The organism is Pseudopedobacter beijingensis (genome assembly GCF_042678145.1).
Lineage (GTDB): Bacteria > Bacteroidota > Bacteroidia > Sphingobacteriales > Sphingobacteriaceae > Pseudopedobacter > Pseudopedobacter beijingensis.
Genome location: NZ_JBHUDG010000002.1, coordinates 112,400 through 125,390, shown reverse-complemented (window position 1 = coordinate 125,390; position 12,991 = coordinate 112,400). Strand labels below are relative to the sequence as shown.

Annotated in this window: 12 protein-coding genes; 10 read left to right on the top strand and 2 right to left on the bottom strand. The window is 37.2% G+C overall.

Going from position 1 to position 12,991, the window contains the following annotated elements:
• Positions 1–55: 55 nt before the first annotated feature.
• From trpS to ACFSAH_RS01440, 10 genes are all read left to right on the top strand, one after another.
• Positions 56–1,051 carry a tryptophan--tRNA ligase gene (trpS, locus tag ACFSAH_RS01485; RefSeq protein WP_379660912.1) on the top strand — a complete coding sequence of 332 codons (996 nt, stop codon included), beginning with the start codon at positions 56–58 and terminating at the stop codon, positions 1,049–1,051.
• A 23-nt stretch (positions 1,052–1,074) separates the two neighbouring features.
• Entirely contained in the window at positions 1,075–1,689 is a 615-nt protein-coding gene (locus ACFSAH_RS01480; protein WP_379660911.1) for a deoxynucleoside kinase, read from the top strand.
• A 36-nt stretch (positions 1,690–1,725) separates the two neighbouring features.
• Positions 1,726–2,466: a 3-deoxy-manno-octulosonate cytidylyltransferase gene (gene kdsB / locus ACFSAH_RS01475; RefSeq protein ID WP_379660910.1), complete on the top strand. Its 741-nt coding sequence runs from the start codon at positions 1,726–1,728 to the stop codon at positions 2,464–2,466.
• Between the two features lie 274 nt (positions 2,467–2,740).
• On the top strand, positions 2,741–4,108 hold the full coding sequence (locus tag ACFSAH_RS01470; RefSeq protein ID WP_379660909.1) for an NAD-dependent succinate-semialdehyde dehydrogenase: 1,368 nt from the start codon (positions 2,741–2,743) through the stop codon (positions 4,106–4,108).
• A 17-nt stretch (positions 4,109–4,125) separates the two neighbouring features.
• Positions 4,126–5,088 (top strand): hypothetical protein, encoded by a 963-nt coding sequence (locus ACFSAH_RS01465; protein WP_379660908.1) that lies wholly within the window; start codon positions 4,126–4,128, stop codon positions 5,086–5,088.
• A 590-nt stretch (positions 5,089–5,678) separates the two neighbouring features.
• Positions 5,679–6,767 (top strand): tRNA 2-thiouridine(34) synthase MnmA, encoded by a 1,089-nt coding sequence (gene mnmA / locus ACFSAH_RS01460; protein ID WP_379660907.1) that lies wholly within the window; start codon positions 5,679–5,681, stop codon positions 6,765–6,767.
• 44 nt (positions 6,768–6,811) lie between these two features.
• A complete protein-coding gene (locus ACFSAH_RS01455; RefSeq protein WP_379660906.1) occupies positions 6,812–7,543 on the top strand; it encodes a sulfite exporter TauE/SafE family protein in 732 nt (243 codons plus the stop codon).
• A 256-nt stretch (positions 7,544–7,799) separates the two neighbouring features.
• Positions 7,800–8,462 (top strand): hypothetical protein, encoded by a 663-nt coding sequence (locus ACFSAH_RS01450; RefSeq protein ID WP_379660905.1) that lies wholly within the window; start codon positions 7,800–7,802, stop codon positions 8,460–8,462.
• A 113-nt stretch (positions 8,463–8,575) separates the two neighbouring features.
• Complete coding sequence (gene topA / locus ACFSAH_RS01445; protein ID WP_379660904.1) at positions 8,576–11,116, top strand: type I DNA topoisomerase; 2,541 nt, start codon at positions 8,576–8,578, stop codon at positions 11,114–11,116.
• A 174-nt stretch (positions 11,117–11,290) separates the two neighbouring features.
• Positions 11,291–11,698: a hypothetical protein gene (locus tag ACFSAH_RS01440; RefSeq protein WP_379660903.1), complete on the top strand. Its 408-nt coding sequence runs from the start codon at positions 11,291–11,293 to the stop codon at positions 11,696–11,698.
• A gap of 34 nt (positions 11,699–11,732) precedes the next feature.
• Here ACFSAH_RS01440 and ACFSAH_RS01435 read toward each other — a convergent pair whose 3' ends face one another.
• Positions 11,733–12,029: a hypothetical protein gene (locus tag ACFSAH_RS01435; protein ID WP_379660902.1), complete on the bottom strand. Its 297-nt coding sequence runs from the start codon at positions 12,027–12,029 to the stop codon at positions 11,733–11,735.
• Between the two features lie 146 nt (positions 12,030–12,175).
• On the bottom strand, positions 12,176–12,946 hold the full coding sequence (gene rlmB / locus ACFSAH_RS01430; RefSeq protein ID WP_379660901.1) for a 23S rRNA (guanosine(2251)-2'-O)-methyltransferase RlmB: 771 nt from the start codon (positions 12,944–12,946) through the stop codon (positions 12,176–12,178).
• Between the last annotated feature and the right edge of the window lie 45 nt (positions 12,947–12,991).

Genomic DNA, 12,991 nt, shown 5'->3' with positions numbered 1-12,991 from the left:
AACATCTCGGTTTCATATAATCAAAAATATAAATTTTCCGTACTTTCGCCTCATTATGGAAACAGTTGTTAGCGGAATAAGATCGACAGGAAAACTGCATTTAGGAAATTACTACGGTGCTTTAAATAACTTTGTAAAGATGCAGGAGCAGTATAACTGCTTTTTCTTTATCGCAGATTTACATTCATTAACCACGCATCCTACGCCAAACAATCTTCAGGAAACGGTACGCAATGTATTGGTTGAATATTTAGCTGCAGGACTGGATCCTGAAAAATCGACTATATACGTTCAGTCTGATTTACCGGAAGTTGCCGAGTTATATTTATACATGAATATGAACGCCTATTTAGGCGAACTGGAGAGGGCTACTTCTTTTAAGGATAAAGTGAGAGCAAACCCTGATAATGTAAATGCAGGCTTGCTAACTTACCCCGTACTGATGGCTTGTGATATACTCATTCACCATGCGACTAAAGTACCTGTAGGCAAAGACCAGGAACAACATCTTGAAATGACCCGTACTTTCGGAAATCGTTTCAACCGTATGTATAACGTAGACTATTTTAAAGAATCATTTGCTTTTAACTTTTCCAACGAACTGGTAAAAATACCTGGCTTAGACGGAAAAGGGAAAATGGGAAAATCTGAAGGTGAGATGAATGCTGTTTATCTTTCGGATTCTCCAGAAACCATTCGAAAAAAGGTAATGAAAGCAGTAACGGATGGTGGTCCCACAGAAGAAAATCAACAAAAGCCTCAGGAAATACAAAACCTGTTTGATCTGATGAAGCTGGTTTCCACTGCGGATACGCTTGCCCATTTCGAAAACCTGTACAATACCTGCGCTATAAGATATGGCGATTTCAAAAAACAATTGGCAGAAGACATGGTTATTTCTACGACACCTATCCGTGAAAAAATAACTGCTATTTCTGCTGATAATGATTATCTTAGAAAAGTAGCAAAATTAGGTGCGGATAAAGCGCATGAAAGCGCTTCTAAAACGCTTAAAGATGTTAGAGAAATCATTGGTTTCAAATCATTTTAATAAAAAGTAAAAGATCAGGAAATATGCATATTGCTGTTGTAGGTAATATTGGTGCAGGAAAAACCACTCTTACCGAAATGCTCGCCAAAAACTATAATTGGGAGGCTCTTTTTGAAACGGTAGATAACAACCCTTATCTGGAGGATTTTTACAACGACATGAAAAGGTGGAGTTTTAATCTGCAGATTTATTTCCTGAACAGCAGGTTCCAGCAAATTAGAGATATACAGGCCGATACCAAAAATGTAGTACAGGACAGAACCATCTATGAGGATGCTTTCATATTTGCAGAAAACCTACATGAAATGGGTCTGATGACGTCCAGAGACTACAACAATTACCGAGCTATTTTTGACAATATTACGGCCTATATAAAAGCTCCTGATTTATTGATTTATTTAAAAGCATCGGTTCCTACATTAGTAGAAAACATACAGAGAAGGGGGCGTGAATACGAAGCCAGCATCAGACTGGATTACCTTCAAAAGCTTAACGAAAAATACGATGCCTGGATAAAGGGATACAATTCCGGAAAGCTTTTAATCCTGGATAAGGATAAATTAGATTTTGCAAACAATAACGATGATTTAGGTTTTATTATCAATAGTATAGAGCGTGAATTTCACGGTCTGTTTTAAGTTTATATTAGATTAAACCAGAAAACACTGCCTACAATGAAGATATTAGGGATAATACCAGCCAGATTTGCATCAACCAGATTTCCGGGTAAACCTTTGGTTGATATTGCCGGAAAAACCATGATCCAAAGAGTATACGAGAAATCGGCCTCTGCCACTACCCTTAACGATTTAGTGGTAGCTACTGATGATGAACGAATTTACAATGCGGTAAAGGCTTTTAACGGAAATGCCATTATGACTTCTTCTGAGCACCAAAGCGGGACGGACAGATGTGCAGAAGTTGCCGAAAAAATCACAGGTTATGATGCTATTATTAACATACAAGGTGATGAACCACTGGTAGACCCTAACCAAATTAATCTGGTAGCTGCCTGCTTCAATTCCGCAGACACTCAACTGGCTACTTTAGTAAAAAAAATCAAAACGCAGGAAGAACTCTTCAATCACAATACTCCTAAAGTATTATTGAACACTAAAAACGAGGCCTTGTACTTTAGTCGTGAAACTGTGCCTTTCCTAAGAAATTACGATAAAAAAGATTGGCTAAAACATCACACTTTTTATAAACATATAGGCATTTATGGGTACAGCGTGGATGTGTTGAAACAAATTGCCAAACTATCTGTAAGTTCTCTGGAGAAAGCAGAATCTTTAGAACAGCTTAGATGGCTGGAAAACGGATACCGCATTAAAGTTTCTTTTACGGATTCTGAAACTCTGGCTATAGACACCCCGGAAGACCTTGAAAAAGTTTTAGCAGTTATTGCTCCTTAAAAAGGAAAGGAAACCAGTAGCTACAATCTTTACTTTTAAAAACCCCATCATTATTGTATGGATTGTTATCCTGAGAGGTAATCCCTATTCATCGGAAAAACCATAAACTATATTTCTGATACAGACTCAACCTCCTCCATATTTAGGATTGCATAATAGAAAAAAGGTAAAAGCGAATAATGGAAAATCACAAATAATTCGAATAAATATCCTTTTTTTAAAAACAAAGGCTTTATTTTAACCATTGTATATACAGTTAGTAATTTGTAGAACAATGTCTTTAAAAAGTATCAATCCATATACCGGAAAGCTAATCAAAAGCTATACGGAATACAACCCTAAAAAAGTAGAATCCATTGTAAATGCTACCCAAAAAGCATGGAAAAATCTGTCCGAAACTACATTTAAAGACAGAGCACAATGGATGAAAAATATAGCTACCAAACTATTATCTCAAAAAAAAGTATTAGCAGAACTCATGGTTAGCGAAATTGGAAAACCTTTGAGAGATGGAATTGCGGAAATAGAAAAATGTGCATCGGTATGTGAATACTATGCTACACATGCCGAATCTTTTTTACAGGACGAAATCATAGAAACAGAAGCTCAAAAAAGCTATATCAGCTATCAGCCTATAGGTATAGTGTTAGCCATTATGCCCTGGAATTTTCCGTTCTGGCAGGTATTCCGGTTTGCCGCACCGGCCTTAATGGCCGGAAACGTTGGCTTATTGAAACATTCGTCCAATGCATCGGGGTGTGCACTAGCCATCGAAGAAATTATCGCAGCATCAGGATTTCCTGCTAACAGTTTCAGAACTTTGTTGGTATCAGGCGGCAGAATAGAAGACACTATTAAAAACCCACTGGTAAAAGCTGTTACACTTACCGGAAGTACACAAGCAGGTATAAAAGTGGCCCAATTAGCAGGAAGCCTAATCAAAAAAACCGTATTGGAGTTAGGAGGTTCTGATGCTTATATTATCCTTAAAGATGCTGATTTAGAACTCGCCGCAGAAATATGCGTAAACTCCAGACTTATCAATAATGGTCAAAGCTGTATTGCGGCCAAACGATTTATTGTAGAAAAAACCGTAGAAAAGCAGTTTATCAGATTATTTAAAGAGAAAATGGAGGCCAAACGCTTTGGAGACCCTGCAAATGAACAAAATCATTTGGGCACAATGGCTCGGGCAGATCTGCGGGATGAACTGCATCAACAGGTACAACAATCTATACAACAAGGAGCTAAATGTATTTTGGGTGGATATATTCCCCAAGAAAAAGGTGCTTTATACCCGCCAACCATTCTTACTCATGTAAAAAAAGGTATATTGGCTTACCATGAAGAAATATTTGGTCCGGTTGCATCTATTATCACCGCAAAAGACGAAAACGAGGCGGTGCAGATTGCTAATGATACCGTTTTTGGGTTGGGTGGCGCAATTTTCACAAAAGATCTGAAGAAAGGGGAATATCTGGCTAAATACAAAGTTCAGGCGGGCTCTTGTTTTGTGAATACATTTGTAAAATCGGACCCCAGACTTCCCTTTGGAGGAATCAACCAATCAGGCTATGGACGTGAGCTAGGTTATTTAGGCATCAAAGAATTTGTTAACATCAAAACAGTATACATCCAGTAAACAACAACATCACTTATATGGAAATTCTCCAGCAAACTTTCAAACATCACCTTTCCGTAGTTGAAGACCTTTTACAAAAAGCCCGTGGAGAAGAAAACCCGGCAAGGTGGCTATACACCAATAACCTGCGTACTCCTTTCTTTATGCTGGAAGCTCTTTGCAGAGTATATAAAAAAATAGCCAACAAAGAGCTGTTTGATAAATTGAATACCCACTTCAAAATGGTTGAAGATGCTTTAGGACAGATAGATTATTATGATACTTTTGCAAAAGAGATAAACACGAACAATAAGGACAGCCTAGAAATAAAAAACTATTTTGTAGCGGAAGCCCTTAAAAAAGAAAACATCTTAAATGATATACTGACAGAAAAAGGGTGGTTAAGCGGTGAACGCATCGCAAAAACAAGAAAAAAACTAGCAGAAATCCCTTATCAGGAAGAGAAAGAGGAAGTTGCTGATATAAAGAATTGCTACCTGAATATCATCGAAAAACTAAATGACTTTAGTGAATCCGGAGACTTTAAATTTGATGATATTGAAGACGATGTTCATGAAATGAGACGGAAGCTACGCTGGCTTTCTATCTATCCTGCGGCATTTATGGGTGTGTTTCAATACGCTTCAAGGGCCTCAGCAGACATTCATCTCGAAAAATACATGACGCCAAAAATTGTAAACTCATCATTTACTAAGCTGCCTGATCTCATCACGGTGGACAACCCCATATTACTGGACAAACATTACTTCTTTTCTTTAAGCTGGATTATTGCAGAAGTAGGTAGATTAAAAGACGAAGGTCTCAAGCTGGAAGCTTACAAAGAAGCATTAACAGCCATTCGTACACAAGAACCTTCCACTCAGGAGATTCATAAATATGCAGAAAGTAACCTCACATTAAGCGAAATCATTAAAGAAGCAGAAAGAGCAATAAGACCTTTTTTTGAGGAGGAAAATCTTCCCCATTTGATTATTGGCTAATACTAAGGCAGAGAATAGGGCTGTCTCAAATTAGTGTTTTTTTTTGTCAGGCTGAGCCCGCCGAAGGGCTCAGGATAAACTCAGTCGAACCCTGTATAGTGCGATTCAAGGCATATTTCGACTCCACTACCATTGACGTTATTTACAAAAAGCTCACAATCAAGCATTTTCGATCTTACCTCTCCGTCCTCTTGACCGACCAGGTCAAGTTCCTTTTATTCATGGTTTTTATTTGTTTTTTAAAAAGTATTCATGAATGCTTCGCATGTTCCCGCAAAAAGGAACCAAAAACTCTCCGCTACGCACAATTCTTTGAAAGATTATACTTAGGTAACCTCTGCCAACCGAATTGTGCTGATGTGGAATTTAAGCAGAACGGTTGAACCTGCTTTAGCTTGATTACCGAAATACAATTCAAAAGTCATTTTATATTGATTTATATTACAATATACTCAGCCTCAATATAACATTCCTGTTTATGAGACAGCCGCATTCTCACCTAAACTTATATCCAACATACATTTTACTTCTTCTTGACTACCAGGATATAATTTCTGTAGCTAAAGCTTTATCTTTGCAAAAAAATTATCATGAGTAAACACGGAAGAATATTGGTAGCCATGAGTGGTGGTGTAGATAGTTCGGTAGCGGCAGTGATGCTTCACGAACAGGGATATGAAGTTATTGGCCTAACCATGAAGACATGGGATTATGCCTCTTCCGGTGCAAACTCTAAGGAAACCGGATGTTGTAGCTTAGATTCTATAAACGATGCCAGATCTTTGGCGGTGGGCTATGGGTTTCCGCACTATATCCTGGACATCCGTAACGAGTTTGGCGACTATGTAATTGATAATTTTGTAGATGAGTACCTGGCCGGACGCACCCCAAACCCTTGTGTTTTATGTAACACCCATATTAAATGGGAAGCATTACTAAAGCGCGCCGACAAACTGGATTGCGAATTTATTGCTACAGGACATTATGCCAATATCCGTTTGCAAGATAATGGCAGACATGTAATATCTAAAGGTAAAGACGAAAACAAAGACCAATCATACGTACTTTGGGGAGTTTCGCAAGAGAACCTGGCTCGTACAAAGTTCCCTCTGGGTTCTTTTACTAAAGCAGAGATCAGACAAATGGCTTTAGACATGGGACAGGAAGAACTAGCAAAAAAAAGCGAGAGTTACGAAATATGCTTTGTACCAGAGAACGATTACCGTTCTTTCTTAAAACACCGCGTTCCTGAATTAGAAACAGAAGTAGCTGGCGGAGATTTTGTGTTAGTAGACGGGACCAAAGTAGGCACACATCAAGGTTATCCCTTTTATACCATTGGCCAAAGAAAAGGTTTAGGAATCGCCTTAGGAAAACCCATGTTTGTAACGCAGATATTGCCAGAAAGTAATACCGTTGTTTTAGGTGATGAAGCCGATCTCCAAAAAAGAGAAGCAATAGTAAGAAACCTTAACTTAATAAAATACGATTCTATTCCTGAACCTCTGGAAGCAGTCACAAAAATCAGGTATAAAGACCCGGGAACTTTAAGTCACATCCATCAGGAAGGTGATGTAATGAAAGTAAATTTTCATCATTCAGTTACTGGTATTGCCCCCGGACAGTCCGCAGTATTTTACGAAGGAAATGATCTTTTAGGAGGTGGTTTTTTGATGTAATCAACACAAAGTTTATATGAAAACCGTTTCTTTAGGTTAAAAGCATGGAAAAATACTTTGTATTTATATTTCTGGCTTTCATTGCAGAAGTACTGGGTACTATTTCAGGCTTTGGTTCTTCCATACTATTTGTACCTGTCGCTTCACTTTATTTTGATTTCAAAACAGTCTTAGGTATTACGGCCATATTTCACGTTTTTAGTAATCTTTCCAAGATTGCGCTTTTCAGAAAAGGAATCCAAAAAGACATTGTAATCAAACTAGGTGTACCTGCGGTTATTTTTGTGACTATAGGTGCGTTTATCACCACATGGTTTCCTACAGAACAGATAGAACTGGCAATGAATATCATCCTGATTATTCTTTCTATTTACTTGATTATTAATTTTGATAAAAAACTAAAAAAAAGCAATGCCAACCTTTATGCCGGAGGTATTGCTTCTGGCTTTATTGCTGGTGTAGCAGGAACAGGAGGTGCTATCAGAGGAATTACTCTATCCGCATTTCATCTATCTAAAGATGCCTTTATTGCAACTTCTGCATTTATAGACTTAGGTGTCGATCTCAGCCGGGCTATTGTATACACAAGTAATGGTTATTTCAAAAAAGAAAATCTAATCCTCATTCCCTTTTTGGTACTGATAAGTATTTTAGGTAGCTATTTAGGAAAACTCATTTTGAATAAAACATCAGAAAAAACATTCCGATATATCGTATTGGGAGTTATTGTGGCGACAGCTCTATTTCAATTGTACAGAATGCTAATCAACTCATAAAATGTCCCTTCTGATCAGTTAATTCTTTTTTAAACCCTGCTAGTTAGCTTTAATTACGATAGACATTGAATTAAAGTTATTAAAAACAGAACCCGCAAAAAGGAATGTAGATGAAACAATATTTAATTTTGAGGTGCTAAAAAGCACATGACGGCCTACAAAGCAATCACACATTACTTTCTTACAAAGATATTTCTGCATTTATTTCAAACATCAACAGTATTATTTTATCTTAGTTCCTCATTTATAAAAAACTATGTTTAGGGTAACTCTATTTTTTACAGCAACTTTATTACTCTTCGGATGTAAAAAAGAAGATGCCCCTAAACGTGATTTGGGTTTTGATTATTTTCCCCTGAAAGAAAAAATGGTCTGGATTTACGATGTAGATTCAACATTTTACGATAAATTCACAGGCAAGAGCACCAATTACAGATTTCAGCTAAAAGATAGTATAACCTCTTCTTTTTTAAATACTGTGGGAGACCCGGTATACCGGGTAGAACGCTATAAAAAGAATGAGAATGAGCAGCTGTGGATATATCAAAAAAACTTTACCAGAAGTATACATTTAAGGTCGGGAGAAGAAACCTCAGACAACCTTACACATATAAAAATTATATTTCCGCCAGAAATATATGCTAGCTGGAACGGAAATTCAAGGAATACACTTGATAAACAGATCTATAGAATAGATAATATAGAACAAGGCAGACAAATAGGCAACCAGCAATATGATGTTGTAGATGTATTACAAATAGACGACTTCAACCTGATTGACGAAGAATACACGCTGGAAACTTATGCCAAACAAATAGGCTTGGTAAAAAAAGAAGATCGGCAAATAGAAAAGAACATACAGAGTGGCATAATTATTCATGGCTATATTTACACCATGACTTTAAATGAGCATAGATAATTGTTGTAATTATATCATAATGCCCAGATTGAACCTACTATTTGCTTTTAATTGAGTTATTTTTTGGGATAAAAAATATATTATACTTTATTTGCGGTAAAATCAGAATATTAATGGCGAAAAACTTACTCATTGTTGAGTCACCGGCAAAAGCAAAAACAATCGAAGGTTATTTAGGAAAAGATTTCCTGGTTAAGTCCAGTTATGGACATATTAGGGATTTGAAGAAGGATGATGGTGCTATAGAAGTCGATAATAATTTCAAACAACATTACGAAATACCGGCTGACAAAAAACAGGTAGTTGCCGAACTGAAAAAACTAGCAAAAAACGCAGAAACAGTATGGTTAGCATCGGATGAGGACCGCGAAGGGGAAGCCATTGCATGGCACCTTTTTGAATCTTTAGGTCTTAAAGAAGACAATACCAAACGTATTGTTTTCCACGAGATTACCAAACCTGCGATTACCAAAGCAATAGAGAATCCCAGAAGAATAGATTACAATCTGGTAAATGCACAACAAGCCAGACGTGTATTGGACAGGTTAGTTGGTTTTGAACTTTCTCCCGTACTTTGGAAAAAGGTAAAACCATCATTATCTGCTGGTAGAGTACAATCTGTTGCAGTGCGTCTCATTGTAGACAGAGAACGTGAAATCAATGGTTTTGAGACAGAATCAGCTTATAAAATTGTTGCTATCTTTTCTACCGGAAAAGGTCGGGAATTATTAAAAGCAGAACTGCCACAAAGATATGCTACCGAAAAAGAAGCGGAAGCATTTTTAAACGATTGCCGTAACGCTATTTTCAAAGTAAAGGATCTGGATGTAAGACCTACAAAAAGAAATCCAGCGCCACCATTTACCACATCAACCTTGCAACAGGAAGCGGGTAGAAAGTTAGGTTATTCTGTTTCGCGAACCATGTCTATTGCACAAAGGCTTTACGAAACAGGAAAGATTACCTATATGAGAACAGACTCGGTTAACCTTTCTGAAACAGCTTTAAATGCATCGGAACGTGAGATAAACAGTGCTTACGGGAATAAATATTACCATAAAAGAGTTTTTAAAACCAAAACAGCAGGGGCGCAGGAAGCACACGAAGCGATTAGGCCAACACATTTTGAATGGCACTCTATCGATGGCGATGCTTCCGAAAAAAGGCTTTACGAATTAATTTGGAAAAGAGCGATAGCCTCGCAAATGAGCGAAGCTCAATTTGAGAAAACAACAGCAAAAATTAATATATCTACCAGACCAGAAGAACTGGTTGCCAATGGTGAGGTATTGAAATTTGATGGTTTCCTAAAAGTTTACCTCGAGTCTGAAGACGAAGAAAGCGATGCGCATTTAGATGACAAAACTGATAATGCGATTTTACCTCCATTATCAATTGGACAGGCCTTAAACCTGAACGAAATGTCGGCCACTGAAAGATTTACCAGACCTGCTGCAAGATACAGCGAAGCTTCTTTGGTAAAAAAACTGGAAGAACTGGGCATTGGACGTCCGTCCACCTATGCGCCTACCATTTCTACCATACAAAACAGAGGTTACGTAGTTAAAGAAGACCGGGAAGGAAAAGAAAGAAAATACAGAACCCTGACGTTAAAAGACGGAGACATACTCAATCAGGTTAAAACAGAAATAAGCGGTACAGAAAAAGGAAAACTATTCCCTACCGATATTGGTGCAGTAGTTAACGACTTTTTAGTAGAACACTTTAAAGGTATTGTTGATTTTAACTTTACTGCCACGGTAGAGAAACAATTTGATGAAATAGCCAACGGCTTGAAAGAATGGACAGATATGCTGAACAAATTCTATCATCCGTTCCATTCCGAGGTAGAAGATACTTTAAAAAATGCAGATCGGGCAACCGGCGAACGTTTATTAGGTACAGACCCTGAATCAGGAAAAAATGTATACACTAAAGTTGGAAAATTTGGGCCTATGGTTCAGATTGGTGAACTGGACGATGAGGAAAAACCAAAGTATGCCAGCTTATTAAAGACTCAATCAGTAAGCACCATCACTTTGGAAGATGCCTTAAATTTATTCCAGCTACCTTTTCAGCTCAATAATTATAAAGACAAAGAAGTTTCGGTAGGTGTAGGCAGATTTGGGCCTTATGTAAAATGGGGAGATACCTATATATCCTTACCAAAAAACGAAGAGCCTTTAAGTGTAGATAACGAACGTGCTATCGAAATTATAAAACAAAAGCTAGATGCTGACGCTCCAATAGCTGAATACCAGGGACATCCTGTATCCAAAGGAAAAGGAAGATTTGGACCATTCTTAAAATGGAAAGACCTCTTCATTAATGTTCCCGTAAGGTATAATTTCGATAATCTGACCCCAGCAGAAATTAACGAACTGATCAGCAATAAAATAGATAAAGAAGCCAACAGATATATCCAGCAATGGGAATCTGAAAAAATAGCTATAGAAAATGGCAGATGGGGACCTTTTATCCGTTTCGGAAAAGCGATGGTAAAACTGAGCAAAAACCCCGCTACCAACCAAAAATATACCGCCGAGGAACTGGCTGTATTAAGTTTGGATGATGTTAAAAAACTAATTACCGAACAAATGCCAGATGCTTTTGATGCCAAGGCTAAAAAGAAAGCCGTTTCCCGTAAAAAGTAGAGGTATAACGTTAAAAAATAATGTGCTTAAGGCACCCATTTATAAGTCTCTGACCTTACGCAAAAGAGAACTATAACAAAACTTACGAAGTTTATAAGCTATACAAAATAAACTTCGTAAGTTTTTAAACATCCTGGCGTATAACACAAAAACAATTCCGGATCATACAGCATTATGAAAAAAGATTTACCCCAAAATATTGTAGAAGATATATCTGTAGCGGTAGTACTCGAATCTGAAACGCCTGAGAACAAAAATTGGGGAGTTTATATCATCAATCTCAAAAGTCAGGATCTTCATAATGTTTTGATTACCTCTAAAGGATACGGTACAAAAAATGGAACCGAGGTAAAAACCAGTGTACTCAGACACATGATTCCGGTTATTACAGCACATACTTATACAAAAATTGAAGTTATTGATGAACAGGTTTTTGGCTTAAACAACGAGTATTGGATATCGTACTACATAGATAAGAATATTTACGATAAAAAATTCATATTCCTCCCGGAAAGCATCGTAGAATCTAATTTTATTAAGGTTCCGCTCATTAACAAAGCAGGTGTAATGGTAGGACAATAAAAAAGGGAGTATAAATACTCCCTTTTTTGCTAATCTATTTTTTAGCTTTTTCTTTATTTTCTTTGTAGCGCATATCTGGAGTGCCATCTTTCTTTTTAGGGGCCTCCTTAGCCTTGTTTTCTTTGTAACGCTTGTCAGGCGTTCCGTCAGCTTTTAAATGTTTTTCGGATTTGGTTACTTCTTTTTTTTCATCGGCTTTAGCCGGGGCAGCAACTGTTTTTGTTTCTTTTTTAACAGTTTTTTCAGCTTTAGTAGCTGTAGCAGGTGCTTGTGCAAATGCGATGCTTAATCCGAAAGCAGCCATTGCAATTAAACTCATTAGTTTTTTCATGTCCGTTTTAATTAAATGAACTTTGCCCCAATTTTTGTTTGATTGAAGTAGTATAAATTTAAAAGTTGGATTTTCAATCTACAAGAGACAAAATATTTTTAACAAAACTTTAACACACTAATTCATAGAACGTTAAAACATGCTTTCTACAAGCGCTGTCTTACCGCTTCATATAAAATAATACCGGCAGAAACCGATACATTCAACGATTCTATTTCACCTGCCATCGGAATTTTAGTCAAATAATCAGAGTTTCTAATCAGCTCAAAAGCAATACCTTCATCCTCAGAACCCATAATTACTGCTGTTGGCGCAGTAAAATCAGGTTTATATATAAAATCATCTGTTTTTTCGGTACAGGAAACAATTTGTAAACCCGAGTCTTTAAGAAACCTTAATACACTTAATAAACTATCATGACGGCATATAGGAACTTTATACAAAGCCCCAGCAGAAGTTTTAACAGCATCAGGATTAATCTGGGCAGCGCCTTTTTTAGGAATTACAATAGCATCAACACCTGTACACTCCGCAGTACGGGCAATAGCACCAAAATTACGCACATCTGTTACCCTATCCAGAATTAATACCAGAGGTGTTTTTCCTTGCTCATAAACCAGAGGAATAATATCTTCTATCTTTTGATAAGAAATAGGAGAAATAAAAGCAATCACTCCCTGATGGTTTTTAGCAGTTATCCTATTCAGCTTTTCAATAGGCACCTGTTGCGAAGGAATATCATACTCCCTCAAAAGCGTTTTTAATTCGGCATAAAGGCCTCCGGTAAGACCCCGCTGAATAAACAACGATTCGATATCTTTGCCTGCTTTTATAGCCTCAATTACTGCCCTTATACCAAATACCATCTGGTTTTGTTCTTTAGGAGCCTGCTGTCTTTTAAAATTCCTATCCTGCATAGTCCGCAAAGATAAAAAAAGGGTATCGATTTCCGCAGAAAAGCA